23 protein-coding genes and 1 pseudogene are annotated in these 25,319 nt (G+C 39.7%); 16 read left to right on the top strand and 8 right to left on the bottom strand.

All coding sequences use genetic code 11. The features are described from left to right. Positions 1-85: 85 nt before the first annotated feature. Genes LX92_RS18330 through LX92_RS18320 form a run of 3 tightly spaced genes read left to right on the top strand, consistent with a single transcriptional unit; the run spans position 86 to position 1,938 of the window. Complete coding sequence (locus LX92_RS18330) at positions 86-511, top strand: hypothetical protein (protein ID WP_109653740.1); 426 nt, start codon at positions 86-88, stop codon at positions 509-511. Positions 512-553: 42 nt separating this feature from the next. Next, a complete protein-coding gene (locus LX92_RS18325) occupies positions 554-1,021 on the top strand; it encodes a hypothetical protein (RefSeq protein WP_109653738.1) in 468 nt (155 codons plus the stop codon). Positions 1,022-1,026: 5 nt separating this feature from the next. Further along, the gene (locus LX92_RS18320) at positions 1,027-1,938 is read left to right on the top strand and encodes a hypothetical protein (protein WP_146197867.1); all 912 of its coding nucleotides are present in this window, start codon (positions 1,027-1,029) and stop codon (positions 1,936-1,938) included. A gap of 37 nt (positions 1,939-1,975) precedes the next feature. Here LX92_RS18320 and LX92_RS18315 read toward each other — a convergent pair whose 3' ends face one another. Beyond that, on the bottom strand, positions 1,976-3,847 hold the full coding sequence (locus tag LX92_RS18315) for a glycoside hydrolase family 3 N-terminal domain-containing protein (protein WP_109653734.1): 1,872 nt from the start codon (positions 3,845-3,847) through the stop codon (positions 1,976-1,978). 511 nt (positions 3,848-4,358) lie between these two features. On the opposite strand from LX92_RS18315, the gene LX92_RS18310 reads away from it, so the two are divergent. Continuing rightward, positions 4,359-4,970, top strand: a complete 612-nt coding sequence (locus tag LX92_RS18310; RefSeq protein WP_109653732.1) for a class I SAM-dependent DNA methyltransferase — start codon at positions 4,359-4,361, stop codon at positions 4,968-4,970. 129 nt (positions 4,971-5,099) lie between these two features. On the opposite strand, the gene LX92_RS18305 is transcribed toward LX92_RS18310, so the two are convergent. From LX92_RS18305 to LX92_RS18280, 6 genes are all read right to left on the bottom strand, one after another. Next, a complete protein-coding gene (locus LX92_RS18305; protein WP_109653730.1) occupies positions 5,100-5,687 on the bottom strand; it encodes a LutC/YkgG family protein in 588 nt (195 codons plus the stop codon). A 9-nt stretch (positions 5,688-5,696) separates the two neighbouring features. Next, entirely contained in the window at positions 5,697-7,079 is a 1,383-nt protein-coding gene (locus tag LX92_RS18300) for a lactate utilization protein B (RefSeq protein ID WP_109653728.1), read from the bottom strand. Position 7,080: 1 nt separating this feature from the next. Then, the gene (locus LX92_RS18295; protein WP_109653725.1) at positions 7,081-7,854 is read right to left on the bottom strand and encodes a (Fe-S)-binding protein; all 774 of its coding nucleotides are present in this window, start codon (positions 7,852-7,854) and stop codon (positions 7,081-7,083) included. A gap of 136 nt (positions 7,855-7,990) precedes the next feature. Continuing rightward, positions 7,991-9,289 (bottom strand): L-fucose:H+ symporter permease, encoded by a 1,299-nt coding sequence (gene fucP, locus LX92_RS18290; RefSeq protein ID WP_109653723.1) that lies wholly within the window; start codon positions 9,287-9,289, stop codon positions 7,991-7,993. 118 nt (positions 9,290-9,407) lie between these two features. Further along, complete coding sequence (gene aldA, locus LX92_RS18285) at positions 9,408-10,847, bottom strand: aldehyde dehydrogenase (protein WP_109653721.1); 1,440 nt, start codon at positions 10,845-10,847, stop codon at positions 9,408-9,410. Positions 10,848-11,185: 338 nt separating this feature from the next. Continuing rightward, positions 11,186-12,085 (bottom strand): AraC family transcriptional regulator, encoded by a 900-nt coding sequence (locus LX92_RS18280; protein WP_109653719.1) that lies wholly within the window; start codon positions 12,083-12,085, stop codon positions 11,186-11,188. Positions 12,086-12,187: 102 nt separating this feature from the next. Between LX92_RS18280 and rhaD the strand changes: the two genes are divergently transcribed. From rhaD to LX92_RS18215, 12 genes and pseudogenes are all read left to right on the top strand, one after another. Continuing rightward, positions 12,188-12,982: a rhamnulose-1-phosphate aldolase gene (gene rhaD / locus LX92_RS18275; protein ID WP_109653717.1), complete on the top strand. Its 795-nt coding sequence runs from the start codon at positions 12,188-12,190 to the stop codon at positions 12,980-12,982. A 21-nt stretch (positions 12,983-13,003) separates the two neighbouring features. Beyond that, complete coding sequence (locus tag LX92_RS18270) at positions 13,004-14,791, top strand: L-fucose isomerase (protein ID WP_109653715.1); 1,788 nt, start codon at positions 13,004-13,006, stop codon at positions 14,789-14,791. Between the two features lie 156 nt (positions 14,792-14,947). Further along, positions 14,948-16,258 (top strand): FGGY family carbohydrate kinase, encoded by a 1,311-nt coding sequence (locus LX92_RS18265; RefSeq protein WP_170117888.1) that lies wholly within the window; start codon positions 14,948-14,950, stop codon positions 16,256-16,258. 209 nt (positions 16,259-16,467) lie between these two features. Then, the gene (locus LX92_RS18260) at positions 16,468-16,770 is read left to right on the top strand and encodes a hypothetical protein (RefSeq protein WP_109653711.1); all 303 of its coding nucleotides are present in this window, start codon (positions 16,468-16,470) and stop codon (positions 16,768-16,770) included. Between the two features lie 323 nt (positions 16,771-17,093). Next, complete coding sequence (locus tag LX92_RS18250; RefSeq protein WP_109653706.1) at positions 17,094-18,422, top strand: sugar porter family MFS transporter; 1,329 nt, start codon at positions 17,094-17,096, stop codon at positions 18,420-18,422. A gap of 114 nt (positions 18,423-18,536) precedes the next feature. Then, positions 18,537-18,722, top strand: a complete 186-nt coding sequence (locus tag LX92_RS18245) for a hypothetical protein (protein ID WP_109653704.1) — start codon at positions 18,537-18,539, stop codon at positions 18,720-18,722. 38 nt (positions 18,723-18,760) lie between these two features. Further along, complete coding sequence (locus LX92_RS18240; protein ID WP_109653702.1) at positions 18,761-19,066, top strand: alpha/beta hydrolase-fold protein; 306 nt, start codon at positions 18,761-18,763, stop codon at positions 19,064-19,066. 44 nt (positions 19,067-19,110) lie between these two features. Further along, positions 19,111-19,188: pseudogene (locus LX92_RS22795) on the top strand (hypothetical protein); the annotation flags it as partial. Positions 19,189-19,552: 364 nt separating this feature from the next. Continuing rightward, positions 19,553-20,857, top strand: coding sequence for a sugar phosphate isomerase/epimerase family protein (locus LX92_RS18230; RefSeq protein WP_109653699.1), 1,305 nt, complete (start codon positions 19,553-19,555; stop codon positions 20,855-20,857). A 12-nt stretch (positions 20,858-20,869) separates the two neighbouring features. Beyond that, positions 20,870-21,646 (top strand): ThuA domain-containing protein, encoded by a 777-nt coding sequence (locus LX92_RS18225; protein ID WP_223308404.1) that lies wholly within the window; start codon positions 20,870-20,872, stop codon positions 21,644-21,646. 118 nt (positions 21,647-21,764) lie between these two features. Beyond that, on the top strand, positions 21,765-22,694 hold the full coding sequence (locus LX92_RS18220; protein ID WP_211315895.1) for an NHL repeat-containing protein: 930 nt from the start codon (positions 21,765-21,767) through the stop codon (positions 22,692-22,694). Positions 22,695-23,093: 399 nt separating this feature from the next. Continuing rightward, positions 23,094-24,242 (top strand): helix-turn-helix domain-containing protein, encoded by a 1,149-nt coding sequence (locus tag LX92_RS18215; protein WP_146197866.1) that lies wholly within the window; start codon positions 23,094-23,096, stop codon positions 24,240-24,242. A 101-nt stretch (positions 24,243-24,343) separates the two neighbouring features. On the opposite strand, the gene LX92_RS18210 is transcribed toward LX92_RS18215, so the two are convergent. Beyond that, entirely contained in the window at positions 24,344-24,667 is a 324-nt protein-coding gene (locus LX92_RS18210; RefSeq protein WP_109653695.1) for a GIY-YIG nuclease family protein, read from the bottom strand. Positions 24,668-25,319: the final 652 nt, after the last annotated feature.

Raw genomic sequence — 25,319 nt, 5'->3', positions numbered from 1 at the left:
GTTTTAGCGGGGAGGTGATTTTGTAATACGATTAAAAACCCGAAATATTGGATTATAGAAATATCTAATGATCAGAAGCCAAGTTATGATACACAAATTGTATGTCCTAATCACGTTTTTACTATTTCTGACCGCCTTAGTGTCAGCCCAGGAGCTTTCAACCACAGGGACCAAAGTGGTGATTGTAATAGACTCAAAAACCAATGGGATTGAACGAATCGGTCTGTTCGGGGATTTTGAAAAAATGGATCGAAAGAAAATATTGGATACCTATCCCAACAAAAAATTCTACATGGGATTATTAAAAGGAACCTATAGGCGACATGATAATACCATAGTGCTTTTGAACGATACCGTCGTCACCATATACACGCATAAACAAATGTTTGTGGAAGATGAATTTCCGATGGAAGAATGGTCCATTGCCAATCCACAAATTATGGGTGAAGCAAAAGCCAAGGTGTTATCAAGCAAGAAAGGTCAGATTATTATCAAAATAGAAGGAAACTAAGGGTCAACTAAAAGGCCTTTCCCAAATAAAATGAAAGCGACAATGAATTATTTTTTAGCCACCCTATTTTTCTTACAAGTAGGTTTTTGCAATTTGAAAACAAACTCAACTGCTGTATTGGGCATTACAGTACGCTATTTTTCACCCCTATGTGAAGGGTACTGCACAGTGCAGTATACTGCCAACCAAAATAAAAAGGTAATGATGGAAATTCCGGGTACAATCGCAGAATCGAAGAATGAGAATAACATAAAAAGGACGGTAAGCTTATTAAGACCTAGCGAATGGAACTTGTTGCTTGCTTCATTTTCTTTGGAAGAACTAAAGAATTTACCCAAAACATTTGGTTGTCCAGGATGTGATGATGGACCTATGGGGTTATTGATTATAGCTACAAAAGACACGATTTATCAATTTAATTTTGAAGGAGAGGAACCACCCGACAGCATTAGAAAGTTGACAGTGCTAATGAACGACAATTTGTTTAAAGAAAACACCAATAAAAAATAGAAAACATGAGAACCTCAATGAAACTACAATGGTTATTTCTGATTTGCCTCCCAGTGATTGTAGGGGCACAAATGACCCCGGAAGATGAAAGGATGTATTTTGAAAAATCACAGCAATTGGCACAGTTTTTAGGCGAACATCCAGAAAAAATGGATAGCATTTTGAATGAGATGGATAGGCTGGACAAAGAAATGCGCATGAAAAAAACGACTAAAAAAATTACACCTGAAAAAGCTGCGCAACCAGAAACTACCGAGGCACATTTGTCCAATTATCTAATAAGTTCAGGAAACGATATGGTCTTTGATGATTGGGGCTATGGAAATGCGGAAATACTATTGGTAACGCAGCCCTACAAACCGGAAAACCGGTCGGAAATAAAAGTCGGTATAATAAATGATGATGGGCGTTTTTCTATTAAAAAATCGAAACCGGTACCATTTGACAGGACAATCAAGGATTTTTTCAAATGTGAGGGTAGCCAAACTATCGGAACAATACACGATAACCCTGACATGGGCGCGATACCTGCTTATTTCAGTGTTAGGCAGGACGGTAAGGAAATAGGGGTCTTAAGTATGGCAACATCAAAACAACAGGCATTTAACAACTCACCCGCGGGCAAATATAGAGGTGATTCGGGTTTTAGGATAGCATTGTTTTATATTGAAGGCCCTACCTCAGTAAAGGCCAATTGCACCCGAAACATAGAGGCAACGGACTATAATGAGATTATAAAACAAATCGAGATCACCGATGAATTTGACCTTTCGTTTGAAGCAGGATGGAACTTTGTGAAAGTATCCATTCATGGAAGCCAAAATGTAGGAAACATCCCTTATTACAAAACAAAAAAATACAGTGTCATAAGTGTTGATCGGTTGACCGATGTAAATTGGGTTTTTTATAGGTTATAGTTTGATAGTATCTTTATAAAATCGATCCTAAGCGAATTCAAGTGATATACAAAATAGTAGTGTTGCGATGTCTATTGCTGAACATTGGCTGAATTCGATAATAAAGACCGAAAAACGGAATTCCCCACTTTCCTTGTATTGATTTCTTCCCTTTTTCCAGACGTATTTGCTGATTGGCCCATGAGTTTTTCTTTTCCTGGTCCCAGCTATCAATAAGCACTTTATCGTCAATGGAAAGTCTTCCTAGGTCATCGGCCCAAAGCTGAAACCCATAGGTGCCGGTCAGTTCAGGAACGATATATCCTTTCCATCGAATCGAAAAATTATCGCTTGAAATTCCGGCTGTCGGACTCAGGTTATGCCAATACTGTGTCAATCGGGTCTCAATCTTTGTTAAGGCCGGTTCACCTGAGAAAGTAGTGTTGTTGAAATACTCCGCCACAAGACCTTCTTCTCCAGTTCGGGTTCTTAGAAAGCGAGCGTCAATTTCCTCCATGCCATTGCTGGGCACCACGACATTGACAAAGTCCACATTATAGCTGGTTTCCAAAAAGGCATCCATAATTGAAACACCATCGACATTTTTAGGGGAATACCCTCCTAACAACACTTTATTGGCCAACTCCTCAATAACGGCAATGTTTTTAATATCATCCCCGAAGGGTAAAAGGGCGTTGTTGTTCTGCAGCAAGGTAATTGATTTATGAGCCGATTCCAGAGCCAATGCCTGATGGGGTACTGAATGATATCGCTTAGCTTTTAAAGCGGTATTGATATATGGGCTATCAAATAACCCAAGACTGAATTTTACATACAATACACTTGAAACTGCCCTGTCAATATCTCTCATTTCCAATGAATTGTCATCTAAGGCATCTATGATCGACTGCTGAAAAAGTTCATGGCTATAATCATAGAATTGCATATCCAATCCCGCCCGGATGGAATTGGCAATAGCCTCTTTGGGTGTTTTTGCAGTATAATGGGAATTATTTTGCTTGGCAATTGCCCCCAAATCCGAAAGAACCATTCCTTTAAAACCCCATTCGTCCCGCAACACTTCCTTTAGCAACCAAGGGTCGGCAGCGGCAGGTACACCATCCCATTCGTGATATGCGGCCATGGCACCTAAGGCACCTGCCTCTTTGAATGCTTTTTCGAATACATATAGGAAGTTCGACCGAGCCTCACGTTCACCAATAAAAACAGGGGCTGTATTTTTTCCTCCCTCAGGAATACTATGGATTCCAAAATGTTTTGGCTCTGCGACAATGGCATTATCAGTTGATAAATCATCGCCTTGCATACCCTTGATAAAGGCAACCCCGTTCCGAGCCGCTAAATAGGGATCCTCACTATAGGTTTCCTGAACACGTCCCCAGCGTGGCTCTCTACCGATACCCAATACAGGTGATAGTACCATGTGTACACCCACCGAGCGTGTTTCTGCACCAATAGCCTTACCTATTTTTTCCATGAGTTCTATATCCCACATACCACCCATGCCAATCGGTACGGGAAAGGCAGTGGATTTATTCCCTTGGTATCCGTGTAAAGCCTCTTCGATAAACAGAACAGGGATTCCCAAACGATTATTTTCAATTACATATCGCTGTAGTTCATTGGAGAGTTCTGCCGATTCTGGGTAATAATCATGCACGGAGCCAATGGTTGTTTGTTGAAGGATCTCATTTGTTTTTTCTTTCGATAATTTACCGTCGTTAACCAGGTCATTCGCCGAATACATATCCAGTTGCCCAACCTTTTCTTCCAAGGTCATTCTGGAGACCAAATCGGATACGCGTGTTTCTATTTCCAAGGTCGCGTTCTTATATGCAGGGAGATCTTCCTGTCGGTTGCATGCCGCTATACATAAGACTAAAGACAATAGACTCAGGGTTTTGCTCATTTATTTATTGTTTTTTTGAATAACCAAGATTTATGATACCAAGGATGATAGGCTGTTATATATTCAGTACCACCCAATGCATTTTTATGCTTTAGGGAATCGTATAGCAATCTATGGCATTGGGGCGGGAATTGTAAAATTTATCGACCAACAACACTTTCTAATAGATCGGCAATATTTATTGCTATGTTAACAGGCAAGAAACCAGGGTTTTGACTCATCCTTTATGGTTGGTTAAAGAAACGAGTGCCTATAAATAAAGTTATGCAGGGGTGTTTTTTTATTGAGAAATACCTTCTTTATCATAATAGGGCTCGTTCAATGGGTTTAACCTAATTGAATGTTGCTGTTTTTGTGTTAAACAGAAATTCCGGATTGGCCTTTCCAAAGGTCTTCTAATATGGTTTTGGGGTCATAACAGAAAAAATCGATTTAAATGGTGAGGTAAGTTACTCCCCAAAATTTTATATTGTTGTAATTTGGATTCTTTGATAACCCAAAAAGAGAAGCAATGGATCATTTTGACAATAAGGCGAAAACATGGGATATTAATCTGGACAAACAACAACGGGCAAAAGTATTCGCTGACGAAATCAATGTTTTTATGCAGCCGAACAAGCAGTTGAATGCACTGGAATTTGGTTGTGGTACGGGTTTGCTAAGCTTTGCTTTGAAAGATGTTTTTAAAAACATCACCTTGGTGGATACTTCTGTGGGTATGATCGATGTTTTAAAGGAAAAAATTGCACAACAACAGATTGCCCATTTTAGTCCCGTATTGGCGGATCTTTTAAAAGATAACCCCAATATTAAGGATATTGATGTTATTTATACGCTAATGACCATGCATCACATTCATGATTTGGATAAAGCTTTTTCCGTATTCCATAATCTTCTAAACCCGAATGGTTATTTATGTATTGCCGATCTCGTTGAGGAAGATGGGACCTTTCACAAACCCGAATTGAATTTTGATGGACATCATGGGTTTGCCAAAACCAAATTATGTGACCAACTCAAAACGCATGGGTTCTCTGTCGTGTACTACAATAGACCGTATACCATTACCAAGGAAAACGGTAGGGAATATCCGTTGTTTATCTTGATTGCACAAAAAAAATGAAATCCGATTTTCTGGGGACCAATTGGTTGTTAAAGGAAATTATATCTGAAAATAGGTTTATCCGCTGCTTATTATCCTAAATTGATGGGGTACAAGAACCCTTTATAGGACATATACTTCCTCTTATGTCTATACCAAAAATACCGTCATGCTCATGGCACCTTGGGCACCAATAACCAGGGATTGTTCAATATCGGCAGTTTTGGAAGGTCCTGATATGAATATTCCGTAATCCAAAACTTCAGGGTCTAACGCATTATAGGCTTGATGCATATAGGGTACTATATTTTCTTTTGGAAGGACTAAGACCAGGTGTTTGGTTATAAACGGAATGACCCGAACCGGAATGTCATTGTCGGTTAACCATACAGCGCCATTTTCGGCAACGCCCAATGTACTCTCCAAAACCAAAACATCAAGGTCGTTAAGTTTATGTGGGTTTTTTAAGGTTTCGTAATCAATGGTGTTGAAAAATCCGGAATCATCCAAGTTCGTAAAATTGACTTTCGTGTCGGGAAATGCCTCTTGTGTTTTGGATAGGACCTCCTTGTTGTCCGTTACTTCAAATACCTTGCCTCCGGCGACTTCTACCTTACGGATGAACTCCTTGACCATATCGATGTTTTCATCGAAAATATCAAGGTTTATTTTTGGCAACGCTATAAATTCCGGCTTATTGGCCTTAAGTTTTTTTAAAATAGTGTCTCTGCTGTCCATTTCCTAGTTTTATTTTTGGTCGTCCTTTTTATTGTTTTCCCGCTCTTTGTACCATTGATCGAAACTCTGTTTGTGCCCTACAGGTAAATCCCTTGTCTTGCCCCAAATATTTGGCCAAGAGTTGATCAATGATTTAGGAAGGGTTCTTAACGCCCAATGCGCCACGGCACCTACTTTTCCATAAAGGGAAGGCTTTGAGAAAATTTTCCCCATCGCGGCCATTGATTTCTTTTTTATAAAAGGTTGAGGTGTTTCTTTGCCAATGATTTGCCTCCATTTATATAATTGGGTGTGGATATCGATTTTCACTGGGCAAACATCGGAGCATGATCCACATAAGGTAGAGGCAAATGGCAAGGTGCTGTATTTTGTCAAATCTTTACCTGGGGATAGTATGGAGCCAATGGGTCCAGGAATAGTGGCATCATAACTGTGTCCGCCACTTCTTCTATAAATGGGGCAGGTGTTCATGCAGGCACCACATCGAATACAATGTAGCGAGGCCCTGAAATCGGGTCGGCTCAATTGTTCGGAACGTCCGTTATCCACGATAACGATATGCATTTTAGTGTCTTTTCGGGGCTTTCTAAAATGAGAGGAATAGGTAGTGATCGGCTGTCCCGTCGCACTTCTTGCAAGGAGGCGTAGAAAAACGCCTAAATGTTCCTGTTTGGGTATGATTTTCTCGACACCCATACAGGCGATATGTACGGCTGCCAAATGCGCGCCCATATCGGCGTTACCCTCATTGGTACAAACAACGAAACCGCCATTTTCAGCGATGGCAAAGTTCACCCCGGTAATAGCCGCATCGGCATGGATGAATTTTTCCCTCAAATGCTTTCTAGCCTCTCCTGTGAGGTATTGAGGGTCTCCATTACAAGGTTTTGTCCCCAAATGTTCTTGAAACAATTCATCTACCTCAAGCTTGTTCTTATGAATTGCGGGTAATACGATATGGCTTGGCTGTTCTTTCGCCAATTGGACAATACGTTCTCCCAAATCGGTATCTATGACTTCTATATCGTTTGCTTCAAGAAAAGGATTTAAATGACACTCCTCTGTAAGCATCGATTTGCTCTTAACCACCTTTTTGGCATGGTTCTCCTTTAGGATTCCATGCACAATTTGATTGTGCTCATCCCCATTGGCCGCCCAGTGCACTTGTACGCCGTTTTTTAATGCATTGGCTTCGAACTGTTCTAGATATACATCTAAATGGGATAGTGTGTGGGCCTTAATGCCATGTCCGAGGTTTCTTAATTCTTCCCAACCCTTTACTTCATGAACCGAAAGGTCTCTTTTGTGCCTGACAAACCATAAGGCTTTATCATGCCAATCGACCTTTTTTTCATCTTTGTTGAAAATGCCAGCTAATTTTGAATGACTCATTTCAGTGTTTTTGACCCTTGGGGTGTGCTACTTTCGATTCGATCGTGCTGTTTAGGATTTCGGCGATGTGGCGCACTTGTAAGGGTTGTTTGTTTCGTGTGATCAATCCCTCTAAATGCATTAAACAAGACACATCGGTTGCCGTAATGACCTCTACTCCGTTTCTAAGATGGTCCTGGATTTTATCCTTTCCCATTTTTGCGGAAACAACATCTTCGGTGACAGCAAAGGTGCCTCCAAATCCACAGCATTCGTCGCTTCTGTCCAAGGTCATTAATTCGATACCTTTTACTTCTTTGAGCAGAGCTTCAATATAGGAGTATGGTGCCGTTACGAGTTCCGAGGAAGAGCCCAGCCTCAGGCCTCTTAGGCCATGACAGCTTTTGTGTACACCGACTTTGTAAGGGAATGAGGCCCCTAACTGCTTTACTTTTAAAACGTTCACGATAAAATCGCATAATTCGTAAACATTCTTCCGAACTTTCACAACCTCATCCGTTTGCTGAATAATATTATAATGCTTTTTTACATGATAGGCACAACTTCCCGAAGGGGTGACGATATAATCGAAATCCTTGAAATTGTTGACAAAATTAATACAGGCCCCCTCAGATTCATTTTCAAAACCCGAATTGGCCATGGGTTGCCCGCAACAGGTTTGACCAGAAGGGTACACGACTTCAACCTTTAGTTTTTCCAAAAGTTCCAAAGTAGCTTTCCCTACCTGTGGGTATAATTGGTTGATATAACATGGAATGAACAATCCTACTTTCATATTCGTGGATTACAAATTAATTTTATGTGCACGGGCCTTATTCCGATAGGTTACGATTGTAAAGGTTTTAAAGCTTCAAATATGCTTTTTTCATGAAGTCGTTTCTATACGGATTAAGGAGTGTATTTAATAGCATCTAGTTATAAACCTTTAATGTCCTATAGCCATAGATCGCTATAAAAACAAAGCATAAAAAAGGAAGGATAAAGGAAAAATTAACGCCAGAAAAGGGGCCGATATTTTCCATATCTATAAGGGTTCCCTGTAAAAGAGGCATTAAAGCCCCACCTACGATGGCCATAACCAATCCCGCAGCTCCCAGTGATGTATCCTCCTCTTTTAAACCATTGAGTGCGATACCGTAAATAGTAGGGAACATCAATGACATAAAAGCCGAAGTGGCGACCAAAAAGTATAAACCTAAGATGCCTTCGATTAAAATAACCCCTGTTGTCGTTGCCATGGCACAAATGGCGAAAATCATAAGAAGTTTTCTTGAGTTCACATACTTCATTAAAAACGTACTGATAAATCGACTGAGAAGAAATATACTCATGGCCACGATATTGTAATTCTGGGCTTCGGCCTTTGGTATTCCCAAGTTTCCGGCATATTGGATAATGAATGTCCAACACATGATTTGTGCGGCTACATAGAATAACTGGGCAACTACACCTTCTTTATATTTTCCGTTTTTGAATAATCTTTTAAAAGAGGAAAGGGCACTCGATTGATTTTCTTTGTGTTCCCTTCTGGGCATTTTGGTTATCGAAACAACAATCAACATACCAATCACCACAAAACCAAGAATCACATAGGGATCCCTGATTATCGCCAAATCATGGGTTCTTATCGCGGCTTTTTCAATAGAATCCAAGGTATTGAAAATAAGCTCCCCAGCCTCATTTCTCTTATCGGAATCCAAGGCGGTCAAAATGAATTTGGAAGCCACGAACATACCGCAAAGTGACCCTATTGGATTGAAGGCCTGGGCTAGGTTCAGTCGTCTCGTAGCCGTTTGTTGGTCACCCATAGAAAGTATGAAGGGGTTTGCCGTTGTTTCAAGAAAGGCCAATCCAAAGGTTAGGATATATAAGGAGACCAAAAAATAACCGAAAACCTCGAACTTCGCAGCAGGGAAAAACAGTAATGCCCCTATGGCGTACAATACTAACCCTAAGATAATCCCTTGCTTATAGCTGTATTTACGAACAAAAAGAGCTGCTGGAATTGCCATGGTCGCATAACCTCCGTAAAAAGCAAATTGAACCAATGCGGCTTTGGCGGTTGAAATTTCCATCACGGTGCCAAATGCGGCCACCATAGGGTTCGTAATATCATTGGCAAAACCCCATAAGGCAAATATAGAGGTGATGATGATAAAAGGTAAAAGCACCTCTTTGGATACTACGGGGATTTTATTGGTATCGTTCATTCTAACACTGGTTTAATATTTGGGTTAAGGATAAAAAGACAAAAAGCACTGTTTTGAAAATAGATTGGGGGATCTTTGAATTAACAAGTGCTTTTTGTTTCTTAACTTATGGGTACATCTATCTGTATTGTGCGTAGATGACTTTGGTCTGTAAGTACTCTTCCATGCCGTGTTTACCATCCGCGCCTCCTAGTCCCGATTTTTTCCATCCAGCATGAAAACCTTGAATGGCCTCAAAATGTTCCCTGTTTACATAGGTTTCACCAAATTCGAGTTCTTCACAGGCATGCATTACCTTATTGAAGTTTTCAGAGAATATCGAGGATGTTAAGCCATATTCACAATCATTGGCCAAAGCAATTGCCTCGTCTAAGCTACTGAATTTCATGACAGGTAGTACGGGTCCAAAAACTTCCTCTTTAATAATTTGCATATCCTGTGTAACATTGGTGAGCAATGTTGGTTGGTAAAAATAACCTTTGTCAAATTGATTGGAACGGGTACCTCCGACAACAACTTGGGCGCCTTCCTTTTTGGCATATTCAACAATTTCGGAAACCTTGTCCACTTGATCTTTCGATACCAAACTACTCATATCTGGACTGTTTGTGGAAAAAGCATCCTCAACCTTAAGTTCGGACATTTTTTTAGCAACCTTATCCATGAATTCATCATAGATGGAATCTTCCACGTAGGCACGTTCGGCGCAGTTACATACTTGGCCGCTAAATATGACCCTTGATGATACGACAGCTTCAACGGCTAAATCCATGTTGGCATCCGCACATACAATGGCGGGGGCTTTCCCTCCCAATTCCAAAGAAACTTTGGTAATGTTCTCAGCTGCGGCCTCCATTATTTTTTGTCCGGCATATACGCTACCCGTTAAACTGACAATTCCGGTGATGGGGCTTTTGGTAAGCGTGTTTCCCACAATACTTCCTGAGCCACATACAAAGTTTAGAACACCGGCAGGTAAGCCTATCTCAGCGATCAGCTTGGCAAATTCCATTACGGTATTAGGGGCCTCACAACTTGGTTTTATAACGCAGGTATTCCCTGTTACCAAGGAGGGGGCTACTTTTCTGGCCATTACAAAGAAAGGGAAATTCCATGGTAAAATACCTACAGCAACCCCTATAGGGGCCTTATGTAAAAAGATGTGCTCTTTTTTACGGTCACTTTGGATTATCTCGCCTTCTATTCTTCTGGCCCAACCAGCATTGTAATCAAAATAGTCCGCAGTCACATCGATTTCAACTTGGGCCAAGCCTAATACTTTGGCTTGTTCCGAAGCTAGGGTCTCTGCCAAAAAGATCCTATTCTCGCGAATAATATGGGCCATTTTATTCAAAAAGCCAGCTCTTTCAATAGCCGTCAAGGATTTCCATGCGTGTTGGGAGGCTTGGGCCGCCTGTAGTGCATTTTCGGCGTCTGTTGCAGAGCCTTTGGGAATAAGTGCCAGTACTTCCTCGGTACAAGGGTTTACAACCTCTATCGTTTCGGTAGAAGTCGATTTCACGAATTTTCCGTTTATAAATTGATTGAATTCTTTCATTTGTTAAGTTTTTAGTTAATCGTCAGGCACGAAGTGGCAACTGACTAATATATTTTAATGCTTTTATCCTAATGAAATAAAGAATCTTCAATTATTTGGCAATAAAAGGCTTAACAAATTTAATTTATCACACAATATTTGTGTTTATCTATTACAATCAATAATATGAAGAATTCAAACATTAAACAAGGGGCTTCCTGGTCGGTATTCTAATTAATTGAACGATTATCCCAATTCAATTGTTGAAAGGAAAGGATTGGGATATGTGATTTCCATAGGGGGGTAACCCGAAGGGGTATAGGCTGTGGAAGGGGATGAAGGACTTGGCTTTTTGGTGATTAGGTATATCTTCCCGATCTATAAGTGGCTGGGGTCAATCCTATTACGGATTTGAACACCCTTGAGAAATGATACCTGTCGGAAAAACCAAGTTTAAAGGAAACCTCCTCTATGGAATCATTGGTTTGCTCAAAAATATCACAGGCTTTTGCCATTTTTCTGTTTTGAATGAAATTCTGGATGGTTATATTCATTTCTTCCTTGAATAGTCGGGCAAATGAGTTTGGGGCCATATTTGCAATCTCGGCCATTTTAGGGTTGCTCAGTTTTTGTTCAATATTGATTTCAATATAGCGAATGACCTTCAACACCCGTTCATCCATATTGATGACCTTCCATAGTTCAGGTCCGATATTGGTGAGTGATTCTTTTATGAAAGCGTGTAATTTCAAATTGAAGGTTAGTTTGAAATCCTTGTTTTCTATTTTTAACCTTTCTATCAAGTAATGCAACCTATCTTCAAGATAATCAGTTAATTCAATTTTAAAAACTCCGGGATATACATTGTCGAAGGGGACACCTAGGTTAAAATGGACGAAGAAGTGTATCAAATGGTTGTCTTCGTATTCTTTTTCAATGTAGTCGTTTGTAAGGTGTTTCCCAGAAACATGAATGCCGTCATTGTACCTGTGGTTCTTGGTATAATGGGATGAGAAAGAGGTGAATGGGGGAATTATATACAGGCAGTTGGGGGTCATGGTGTACACCTTGTTTTGGTGTATTAACTCACCGCCCGCGTTCTTATTCCAATAAAGCCTCCAAAAAGGGAAAACCATATCGTGGCAATCCCATAGGTCCAGCAGCCAATACCTGCAGCACAACAGGTTCAATTTAAGGCCGATGAAATTTTGCTTGTTGGATGATGGGTCGCCCAATTCAATGTCCTTAACAAGTTTCATTTGTGCCCAATGTTTAAATCAGATACAAAAATACATGTTTTACATATTTCTAAAACCTTATTGCTTAGGTATTTTTGTTAGTATAAAGCTTATTTAAAAAGTATGAAAACCTTAAAACTCCCCAATCAGGTAGAAACAGAATTAAAAAAGGTCTCAGAAGTAGCAGGCTATTTATGGCAACGCGAATGGGCGGAGCGAAACGCTGGAAATATATCGATGAATCTAACATCTTTTTTTACAAAGGAAGAAGTTGAGGGAATTGGTACGGAAGTGGCTTTCGATTTTCCCAAAGGAGCGGCGGGGTTTGTTATTTACATAACAGGAACTGGATGCTATTTACGCGATTTAGTAGATAAACTTGATGAAGTATCCTGTATTCTTTACATCAATGAGGATGCTACGGCCTATTCGATTATTTGGGGCGGAAAACAGGAGAATTTTGGGCCTACCTGCGAGTTGATCTCCCATGCCAGTATTCATTTGTTCAATTCACAACATCACCCAGAGAACTTAGCGGTAGTACATACGCATCCGTTGGAGTTGATCTGTATGAGTCACCACGAGTTGTTCGATGATGAGGAAGAGTTGAATAGACAAATTTGGATGATGTGTCCAGAGGTAAAAGTATTCGTACCTAAAGGTATTCACTGTACGCCTTATGCCTTGTCCAGTACGGCAGAATTGGCAAAAGTGACGATTGAAGCCTTCAAAACCAGGAATGTTTCATTATGGGAAAAGCATGGTGCAACCACTACCGCCCCGGATGTTATGAAAGCTTGGGACTTTTTAGACGTGGCCAACAAAGGCGCAAAATTGTTAATGATGTGCTGGGCAGCAGGTTTTAAACCTGCAGGATTATCGAACGAACAGTTGGTGGAATTGGAACAATTCACCTAGAAACATAAAACTTATCCAAATATGAGTAGACTAATAGGCAGACTGCCAAAAGTAGGTATTCGTCCTGTAATCGACGGACGTGAATTAGGAGTTAGGGAATCTTTAGAGGTTCAATGTATGGATATGGCCAAAGCGGCTGCAAAATTAATACAGGACACATTGCGTTTTCCAAGTGGGGAAAAAATAGAATGTGTTATTGCAGACACTACCATTGGTGGTGTTGCCGATGCAGCAGTTTGTGCGGATAAATTCAAAAGGGAAGGTGTAGAGGTTTCTTTAACGGTAACCCCTTGTTGGTGCTATGGTACCGAAGTTATGGATGCCGATCCTTTAATACCGAAAGCGGTTTGGGGATTTAATGGTACCGAAAGGCCAGGAGCGGTTTATTTGGCTGCTGCATTGGCGGGGTATTCCCAAAAAGGATTACCGGCTTTTGGAATTTATGGAAAAGAGGTTCAGGATGGTGGCGATAAAACCATTCCTCAAGATGTTTCTGAAAAAATTATCCGTTTCGTAAAGGGTGCCTTGGCGGTTGCCCAAATGAAAGGGAAATCGTATTTATCCATAGGCTATAGCTCTATGGGAATTGCGGGTTCCATGGTCGATGTGAACTTTTTACAGGATTATTTAGGGGTTAGGGCAGAGTTTGTGGAATCTGTTGAACTTTTGCGACGAATTGAAAATAATATTTTCGACCAAGAGGAGTATGCAAAAGCACTCGCCTGGACCAAAGAAAATTGTAAGGAAGGTGAAGATAGGAACAATCCTAAAAGTCAGAAATCCCGTGAACAAAAAGATGAAGAGTGGGAGAAGGTTGTGAAAATGACTTTAATCTGTAAAGATTTAATGAACGGAAACCCTAAGTTGAAAGAGATGGGATTTGGTGAGGAATCCAAGGGACGAAACGCCATTATGGGAGGTTTCCAAGGACAACGTCAATGGACCGATTACCAACCCAATGCTGATTTTACAGAGTCTATTTTAAACTCATCCTTTGACTGGAACGGTATTCGTCAGGCCTATATATTCGCTACAGAAAACGATTGTTTGAACGCTATTTCCATGTTGTTTGGTCATTTATTGACTAACAAAGCACAGTTGTTCTCCGATGTACGTACCTATTGGAGTCCGGAATCTGTTGAACGTGTAACAGGAAAAAAATTAACGGGTCTTGCCGAAAATGGTATTATTCACTTGATTAACTCGGGTTCTACCACTTTAGATGCTACGGCCCAACAATTGGATGCTGATGGGAACCCAACCATGAAAGCATTTTGGGATATTACGGAAGAAGATGTTCAGAGATGTTTGGATAACACCAAATGGCCACCAGCTACCACTGAATATTTTAGGGGCGGTGGATTTTCATCCCAGTTTTTAACTAAGGGCACTATGCCGTTAACCATGTGTCGCGTTAACCTGATTAAAGGGATTGGACCGGTTTTACAATTGGTTGAAGGATGGAGTGTGGAATTGCCAGAGGATATTCATACAGTCTTGAATGAAAGAACCGACCCAACCTGGCCAACAACTTGGTTTGTGCCAAGAACTACGGGAAAAGGTTTCTTTAAGGATGTATATACTGTAATGGCTAAATGGGGAGCTAACCACGGTGCAATTTCCCATGGCCATATTGGGGCTGATTTAATTTCCCTGGCATCAATGTTAAGAATACCCGTAAACATGCACAACGTTGATGAGAATGATGTATTTAGGCCTAGTGCATGGTCTGCTTTCGGTGAAGGTCTTGAAGGGGCCGATTATCGGGCTTGTGAGAATTATGGACCACTATACGGTTTTAAAGGATAAGGAATATGGAAAGAAAATAGGTGCGATATGTTGAGTTATATTAGTTTGAATTAGTTTTTAAGCACCGATTTTCCTCCATAAGCGATGATTAAGTTTTCCCCTCTTGTTTTTTAAAACGATTAAGAGGGGAACTTTTTCATCTATAAGTTTTTAAGTGTGAAGAAAGTAATAGCAGTTATAGACATTGGTAAGACAAATAAAAAAATATTTTTATTTGATGAATCTTTTGAGGTCGTATATGAAAACTATATTCAATTTGAGGAAGTAGCGGATGATGACGGCTTTCCCTGCGATGATTTGGATGCGATTGAAAAATGGATTTTATCGGAAATCCATAAAATACAGGTTGGTGGACATTATAAGATCAAGGCCATAAATTTTTCCACACATGGCGCTTCCTTGGTTTATTTGGATAAAAATGGAAAACGGTTAACCCCACTATACAATTACTTGAAACCTTTGGATCTGGCCGATTATAACTATTTGTATGAAGCCAATGGGGGGGTGGCCGAGTTTTCAAGGAAAACGGCATCTCCGGCGTATGGCATGTTGAATGTTGGTCTACAGATGTTGTGGTTGAAAAACAAAAAGCCCAGTGTTTGGAAAAATGTAGCATCGATTTTACACTACCCGCAGTATTTAAGTTACCTGTTTACTAAGGAAATAACGGCAGATTTCACTTCGCTGGGGGCACATACTGTCATATGGGATTTTGACAATATGCGATACCATACGTGGTTGAAGGAAGAAGGTATTGTGCTACCCGAACCTTGTAATGGCAAAGAGGCGATAATGGCACAGGTCAATGGGGAGGCTATTGCCGTAGGGTCAGGTTTACACGATAGTTCATCGTCTTTGATCCCGATGTTGGAGAGCAGTGGGGATGAGGATTTTGTGCTGCTTTCGACAGGAACTTGGATCATTACCATGAATCCGTTCAGTAAGGAAACCTTGACAGCGCATCAGCTTAAGAACAATTGTTTGTGTTTTATGACGCCATCAAGGCAACAAGTAAAATCGTCAATGCAATTTTTAGGGCATGTTCATGAGATTAATACAAAAGCATTTTGCACCCATTTCGATCTTCCTGAAAATTACTTTCTTAATGTTGCATTGGACAAACGATTATGTAAAGATATCATAGTGGAGGCAAAGCGGGTGTTTTTCCCGAATAACGTTCCCAATGATTATATGGCAGATTTGGACCAATTGAAACATTACGATAATTTTGAATCGGCATACCATCAATTGATTTATGAAATAAGTCATTTTGTATATGAGGGTATTCAGCTTATCTTGGATTCAGATAGTGATCTTAAAAAGGTTTTCGTCACGGGAGGCTTCAACAAAAACGATATTTTTATTGAAAACCTCACTCAAATGATGCCTGAACAAAAAATTGAATTCCCTACAATAAAAAATGCCAGTGCACTAGGAGCCGCCCTATTGATGAAACGTTATTTATAAAATAGGCAAAGCCCGAATTTTGACAATATTGATTAGACATTTTCAATTCTTTTTAAACAGTTGGGTCTTCTAGGGGAAAGGAATGTTAAATTTAAGGTGCTTCCCATAATGGATCAGACAATTTTCGCTATTTTGAGGTTTTATTGGTTTTAATCGTATTGTTGGTCAAATACTGATTTTTATGGGAAAAACTAGAAACTGAACGATAAATGAGCTTGAGAATTTATATGCTTGTCCTATGTTGTGCAACACACTTTTTTGGGATAGGTCAATTCAACAACTTCAAATTTGAGAATCTAGATACGGTAGATGGCTTAGTGGTGCTACTCTTTAAGGGGCGAAGTTATAAGGAAGATGGCATAAAACATAGTGATATGGGTATCGGTGTGGCAACGGCTCCCAAATACAATGGGGAATATACCGTCGTAGGTGATGAACCCTTGTTTTCCATGGAGCGTTTTGGTGAAATTGAGCCCCCCACCTTTGGCGTGACGATGCAGGGGATCATATAATTGCAAAAGACCAAAGGGGAAAATAACGGTGGGCAAAGGCGATGGACTTTTAGCACATTCAAAAAACGATATTGATTGGTTCATAGATAAAAATCCGAAAGTATATACCAAAACAATTAAATGGGATAATGGTAAAACCATTCGCCAAGGACGGTTGGAAAGGCCCTTTGTCTTTGTCGAGAAGGGGAAGCTCACCCACATATTTTTTGCTACCATGGATGGTCCTGGAGGTTTTGGTAACGGTAAAAAAACATGGAATATGGTAATTCCATTACAATAGAATAACTTTAATCACTTATAAACCAACAAAGATCAATATAAAAATGAACAAGAAAATAATTTTATGGTCCATAACCGCAGCACTGGCAGGATTTTTATTCGGATTTGATGTAGTCGTTATTTCCGGAGCTGATAAAAAATTACAAGCCTTATGGGAGTCATCCGACGCTTATCATGGTTGGGTGGTCATGGGTATGGCACTTTGGGGTACGGTAATAGGTGCCATTTTCGGAGGTATACCGACCAACAAGTACGGGCGAAAGAATACATTGATCGTTATCGGTATTTTATTTGCCATTTCAGCATTGGGTTCGGGACTAGCCACAGGGCCATGGATGTTTGCGATCTTTCGTTTTATAGGAGGTGTCGGGGTAGGCGCCTCGACCATTGCGGCACCGGCGTATATCTCGGAAATTGCTCCTGCGAAAAATAGGGGCCGATTGGTGGCGATGTACCAATTCAATATCGTCTTTGGAATCTTGATTGCATTTTTATCCAATTACCTTTTAAGTGGTATTGGGGAAAATGATTGGCGTTGGATGGTGGGTGTTGAAGCCATACCCGCAGTGCTCTATATTCTTTTTGCACTTAAAGTACCTAAAAGTCCACGATGGTTGTATGCTAAGCACAAAATTGAAGAGGCAAAAAAGGTATTGGCGATTATCAATCCCGATGTTCCCGTGGATGAGCAATTAAAGGCTTTTCATAGTGATAGCGAAGAAACGGATACTACGGAGACTATCTTTATGAAAAAGTATCGATTTCCTTTGACATTGGCTTTTTTGATCGCTTTTTTCAATCAATTTTCAGGAATCAATGCATTTTTATATTACGCCCCAAGAATTTTCGAAGAAGCCGGTTTGGGCGAAAGTACCGCCTTGTTAAGCAGTGTGGGAATAGGTGTGACCAACCTTGTTTTTACGTTGTTGGGGGTTTTCCTTATTGATAGACTAGGGCGAAAAACATTGATGTACATAGGTTCGATAGGCTATATCATATCCCTAAGTTTAGTGTCATCGGCATTCTTTTTAGGTTGGTCGGGAATGGCTGTTCCTATCTTTTTGTTTATGTTCATAGCGGCACATGCCATTGGTCAAGGTGCGGTAATATGGGTGTTTATTTCCGAAATATTCCCAAATCATTTAAGGGCTTCAGGACAGTCTTTCGGTAGTTCCACGCATTGGATTTTGGCAGCTCTAATCCCTTCGTTGATCCCTTATTTATTCAATCAGCCCATGATAGGGCCTGGAGTCGTATTCCTTTGTTTTGCAATAATGATGGTACTGCAATTATTGTTTGTAGCCTTTATGATGCCAGAAACCAAAGGGAAAACCTTGGAAGAGTTGGAGAAAATAATCTTGATGAAGAAATAATTGAAAAGTATGACGATGACAGTTAAATAAGCTATTGGTTTAATCCTGTTTTTAGGCATATCGACGTTTACGTACGCCTCACGGGTCGATACGCTTGTGGTTCATAGTGCGTCTATGGGGAAAGACCTTAAAAATGTGGTCATTACCCCCGATTCATATTCCAAGAAAGGTAAAGGATATTCGGAGGTGTATTTGTTGCAAGGAGCAGGTGGTGATCATAAGGATTGGTTGAAAAAAGCCCCGAATATTAAATCGTATGCCGACCTGTATAATGTTATAATTGTTTGTCCCGATGGCTAAAAACGAGTTGGTATTTTGATAGTCCTATTGATGTTACAATGCAGTATGGGATCTATAAATCAAAAGAACTGGTTTCAAAAATCTATGCCTCCTACAACACACGGGCAACCAACAATAATCGAGCAATATCAGTTTTGAGTATGGGGGGTCATAGGGCGCTATATCTAGCTTTTAGGCATACCGATATCTGGGGTGTTGCCGGGAGTATGAGTGGGGATATTGATATTAGACAATTTCTTTTACGTTGGGATATCTCTGAACGATTGGGCCCTTACGCTGAAAACCCTGGGAATTGGGAAAACAATACCATAATTAATCTGGTGCATTTGCTGATGGCCGTGTAACGTATTACGCTGGTTTTGGTTGGAAAAAAAGTGGACAATTTACCACTAAGGAAAGTTGGAATGCTTACCTAAAGGATTTTGCCCAAAAAATAAATAACCCTTTAAAAGTCAGTAAATTATAGTATTTGTAAATAGCGGCCTTGATATAAAAGTTGATTTCGGTTCCCTTGGCCGCTATTTTTTCTTACCTCTTCTTACGGGAAGGATGCTTTACAGTTTCTCAATTCTACAACAAATCCCGATGTTAATCCTGCCGGCCAAGAAAGAGGAAGGGATTTAGCCTTTCCGGTTAACAATGGTTTATAATCGATACGACTTGAATCCTTTCGAATAGAATTCCGGTTAGGGATATTCATAAATTATTGGACAGAGTTGTAATTCAATCGCCCAATGCATCAAAAGTTATATTTTTTGCTTCCATTCTCCTAGAATGACATTGTTATAAATCGATATTTTTGAGAGTATTATGTATTTAGAAAACAATTTATGATGACCGTATCCATTTCCTCCTTGAACAATCGTTTTTTTATTACTACAATTTGCACCTTTCTTTATATAGCCTCTCTTTTTCCCCAAAAACCATTGGAGCGTCAAAAGGATATGTTGCAACAGTATTCGGGGCTTTGGTATAGTAGTATCGATGCCCAAACGGACAGTATCGCGGCGAATCCATTATTAAGGATGACCAACACCCCAACAATGGATAAAAGTGCCATGTTCGTTACCGTAGAACAATGGAAAGATGGCACCTATGATCCCATACTCTCAGAATTCATTGGGTATGATATTAAGACTAATGCAATAATAGCAACAGGTCAAAATGGGTTAGGGGAAATGTTCCATGGTGAAGGAAGCTTTTCAAATCCAGACAATTGGCATATGGAAGATACCGATATGCTTGATAACAAAATCTTGCTTGTCGACTTTAAATTCTATGATCAAACCGATGTATTGGTAACAGGTACAACGCCAGAACATAAAAAACTTTGGTCTACCCGATACGTTAAACAGAATCCCAAGGACAAGAATATCGGTATCCAATTGGTTTCCGTACATAAGCAAATGCAGTTGAATCCTGACAAAATCTTACGGTTATTAGATCGGTTGGGCTATAGTTTTATAGAGACATTTGTCTATAAAGACCGTGGTTTTTATGGGTTTTCCCCCAGTGAATTTAGAAAAATGGTAAATGACAACCATTTGGAGTTCAGGGGGTCCATGACTTTTTATGATTTACCAAAGAATGGGGAGGACTGGGACAAGGCATTGCAATGGTGGGCCAATTGTATTGATGATCATTTATCCGCAGGGGTTGAATACTTAACCACCTCCAATACCAACTTAAAGGATTTGGATTCTTTGGAAGAATTAAGGGCCTATTGTCGCTATTATAACATCATTGGTACAATGTGTGCGGAAAAAGGATTGAAGTTTGCCTATCACAACCATGCAGATGAATTTCTAAAAATAGAAGGGAAGACTATTTATGACTTTCTCTTAAAAAACACCGATCCCGAGGTGGTTTCCTTTCAGGCAGACCTCTATTGGATGCATGTGGGTAAAGCCGACCCTGTCGATTATTTAAAGGCATTTCCAGGAAGGTTTTTTAGTTGGCACGTTAAAGATTACCAAGAGCTCGGAGAAAGTGGTAAGATGGATTTTTCCCGCTATTTTGAATATGCGGATACCGCTGGACTTCAATATGTTGTTGCCGAGGTTGAGGACTATAGTTTTCCACCACTTTTTAGTGTGGAACGCGCTTGGAGCTATCTTTACTATTCTATTTTGTAAATCTATAGATCAATGTACTATCCTAACAAAAAGAATATTTTTTCGATTATATTCCTTATGGCTTTTATTAATGGGGCTTGGGCCCAAGATCAGTTTAAAGTTTTATTGTATACTAGGCAAGATGCCTGGCATTACGAGAGCATTCCTGTGGCCATTGAAGCTTTCAGGAAGATGTCTAAACAGCATCAATTCGATTTTTCATGGACCCAAAATGCAGATGATCTTACCCAAGACCTTTCGTCCTATGGCGCAGTGGTGTTCTTAAATGCGAATGCCGATAGCTTAACGAAGGAACAGTTGGCCGGACTTAAAACATATATGAATGCCGGGGGCGGATTTGTGGGTATACATGCCTGTTCCAATGGGGATATAAGAAAACCATGGTTCGATAAACTTATTGGAGGGGTGTTTAAAGATCACCCAAAATTACAAACGGGTATAGTGCATAATGTGGCACCATTGTTTCCGTCCAATCTACATTTGCCCGAACAATTCCTTTGGAGCGATGAATGGTATAATTTCACCCATTTACAAAGTCAAGCATTTCGTGTAGTGCTCACCGTTGATGAAAGTTCTTATAACACTACGTTAGGTTATGATGAAACACCACTTATGGGGATGGGTAAAGTGCACCCAGTGGCATGGTATCAAGAGTACGATGGTGGCCGTTCTTTTTACACGTCCTTGGGGCATAAGCCAGAAGTTTTTTTAAGCCAAATGTTCTTAGAGCATATTTATGGCGGACTCTATTGGGTTGTAAATGGCAAAGAGGCGAATAATGAATATTGAAAAATAGGCAAATTACCTACTTTTATAAAGAAGGTGGTTCGGGATGGTCTAATTTGATTTATGAAGGTATGAGGACCCAAGGATAAAATGACCATTAATAATAAGTAAACATAAAACCATGAACACTTTAAAATTAGGGTTTAAAGCAAGAACGATGTCAATCAATTTTTTTCTATTGTTATTATGTTTAACATTTGGTTATGGCCAAGCACCCCAAATTACCTTCCCTATAGAAGTAGGGGTGAAACCGGAAAGTATAACCAAGGGTTTTAAGGGTAACTATTATGTGACCATAATGAACGGTAAGGAAGAGGGGGATGGTGAAGTGGTTGAAATTTCTAATGAAGGTGTTAAGGTATTCGCGACAGGATTTGATGAACCCAAAGGAATCGTTTATTTGGACGACCATCTATACTTTTCCGATATCAACCGTATTTGGAAAGTTGATAAAAATGGAAAGGCAAGCATTTTTGTTTCAAAAGATCAATTTCCGGTGGAAGCCTTATATCTTAACGATGTCTCTTTGGATGCGGATAAAAAAGGAATTTATGTTGCGGACATGGGGGCTTCAAATTATATGCGTGATGACAACGGCAATCTTTGGCCTCTTGAAAGTGAAGAAGCGAAAAAAATACCCCAATTGGGGCGTATATTCCATATTACCATGGAAGGTGAAATCACCATTGAACAGGATACTTCCCCGTTAATGTTGAATCCAAATGGTGTGGGGGTCGATAATAGAGGAAACATTATGGTCAGTGCTTTTTTTCTGGGTAATTTTTTGGTGCATAAAGATGGCGAATTCAGACCATTGAAAGGGATTTTTCGGGGAGGTGATGCGGTAGAACAGGATAGTAAGGGGAATTATTATATAAGCAGTTGGGTCGAAGGTAAAGTCTGGAAAATCAATGGAGAAACGGAAGAGGCCGTAGTTTTGATAGAAGGCCTTCAGTCCGCCGCCGATTTTTATCTGGAAGAGGATAAAGGCCGATTGTTGTTGCCAGACATGAAAGCTGGTTTAATTTATTCCGTGGATATTGAAAAGTAAGAAGACAATAACAAAGGTTTTACTTTTAAATCACAATTTACTGTAATTGGCTTGTTTTTAGATATTTAGTAGAGTTGTGATTAGACTGATTATATGCCTACCTATATAAAAGCCAATATTCGATAAAATCGATAGTTTAAATCTGTTCAGTTCAACGGGATATTACTTTAAGGTATAAAAAGGTTTGTCGATTATGCGTTTTGTCAAATTCAAATGAAAGAAACAGCATACATTTTCGCGTTTTGATATTTATAGAGATTGTATTTTATACGATTGGGGTTTTAGTAAACCGAATTCGGTAAAACAAAAAAACGGAAATAAAATGTTAGGGGTAGTTTGTTTGCATTGAAAAAAAATTAATTTTACGATTATTACCACGAATATGTAATAACCTACAATTTGCAAAATTTTTTCTTAGTTCTCGGTGTTTTCGGAATGGTATTGGCAATTTCCTTTTTTGCGAGAAAGTCCGTTAATAGATATTCTACCTTCTTTTTAGGGGCATTTTATGCGATATTCTCTATTTATACATTTCAAACCTACGTTATTGAATCCGGTTTACTGTTGAAGTTTAAATGGTTCTACGTGTGGCCATTGCCTTTGTATAATTTAATAGCCGTACCCATATTTTTTTATTTTTTAACCCTGATCAAAGATGGGTTTGTTTGGCGTTGGAGGTATTTGCTAGTGTTTATACCCTTTATAATCGGTTTTGTAGATGTTGTGAATGTTTATGTCAAACCACAAGAGGTATATGATACTATTATTGAAAATGCGTATGCAAAACCAGGGGAAAGACTTGCCGTGCAATATGGATTATTTAATATAAACCAACATTATGCAATGCGCTTTCTATGGCAGTTTTTGGCCTTGATCAGCCTATTGCCTTTATTGTTGGATTTTATTCGAAACTTATTGAAGGAAAAAGATCGTAAGTTGCTTATTTGGGTAATTTTCTTATATGTCCTATTTATTTTAATGTCCATATTGGCGACAATGTTCGCATTTGAAAAATTGCTGAAGATCGATTTCTTACGTTCTACGGGACCAATATTACGGACCGTCAATTTTGTATTTTATGTGGTGCTATTCGCAATTGGTATAATGCCCATATATTTTCCTTCTATTTTGTATGGATATCCTAGGAGCAAAAAAAACAAAATAGTATTATCAACCACAACGAGGCAAGAAGAATTGAAGTTTGGGTTGGATGTTGATGGATTGTTAAGTCAGTTAAATGCTATAAAAGAAAGTGGATCGTTCTATGAACAGGATTTTGATTTGACCAGTTGTGCCAAGGCATTGGAAATCCCACCACATCATTTATCCTATTTTCTAAATCAGCACTTAGGGCTCAGTTTTTCGGCGTATAGGAACAATCTACGTATAGAAAAAGGAAAGACACTTATAACCCTCGGTTATTTGGAGAGGAATACGATGGAAGCCCTTGCACAGCAATGTGGTTTTGCCAATAGAAGTTCTTTTAGTAAAACGTTTAAAAAGATTACCTCTATGAACGTTACCGAATTTAGCGCTAATAGTCGATAAAAGCCCTTTCTTTTAAGTAATAATTGTGTTGGGTTATTCCTGTAGAAGGTTTTTCAACCGTACCGCTGTTTGGTTTTGTCAGGTCGAGCGCAGTCGAGACCTCAATTGTCTTTCTCAGGATTATAATCGGAATGTGTGGCATTCCTGCATTCCGATAAAATTTGGCGTAGGTCAAATGGGCCGTTAGCTAGGGCCAATTTCTTTTTTCCACTCCATTTTTTCAACTTTTTTTCAAAGTATATGGCTTGTACAACATCATTGAATTCTTGTTCAAAGATCAATTCTATTGGTCTCCTTTTAAATGTAAAACAAGTCCTGTTCAATCCCATTTGATGTTCGTGGTACCTTCTTGCCACATCATTTGTGATACCGGTATAGGTTAATCCGTCGGAACAAAGAAGTATGTATACATAATAGGGTTTCATAAGGCTGCCCCGTTAAAAGGTCTCGACTGCGCTCGACCGGACAGATTTATAAGTTAATGACTTTTTTAATTATATGCCATTATGGACAGTGAAAGAAAGGTGATCCAGTTTTTTTGGTTAGGGCTGACCCGTTAAAAGGTCTTGACTGCGCTCGACCGGACATGCATGTAATTTAATAATTTATAGAAATAATAAGACTTTTAAAGCGTAAAAACCAACGATGATATAGCGATTGTAATCCAAAAGAAGAAGATGTTTGTCAAGTCGAGCTTGGTTTGGGTTTGTCAGGTCGAGCGCAGTCGATGTTTGTCAGGTCGAGTGCAGTCGAGGTATGTCCGGTCGAGCGCAGTCGAGGTATGTCCGGTCGAGCGCAGTCGAGACCTCATCGGTATGTTATCCATTTCTACTGACCGGGCAGGATCACCAATCAATATTTTTTAGGAATACTACAAATCAAATATCCTTGTCGATGTTTGTCAGGTCGAGCGCAGTCGGGGTTTGTCAGGTCGAGCGCAGTCGAGGTTTGTCAGGTCGAGCGCAGTCGAGACCTCAATAACCACCTAACAACTATCGTAAAAAGTACCCTATTAGATGCAGATAAGACCAATAATTATTGCCCTGATATCGAAACAATGCCCTTGGATTATCATAT

The organism is Maribacter polysiphoniae (assembly GCF_003148665.1).
Lineage (GTDB): Bacteria > Bacteroidota > Bacteroidia > Flavobacteriales > Flavobacteriaceae > Maribacter_A > Maribacter_A polysiphoniae.
The sequence above is the reverse complement of the archived record's forward strand: the minus strand, read 5'-3'. Positions and strand labels throughout refer to the sequence as shown.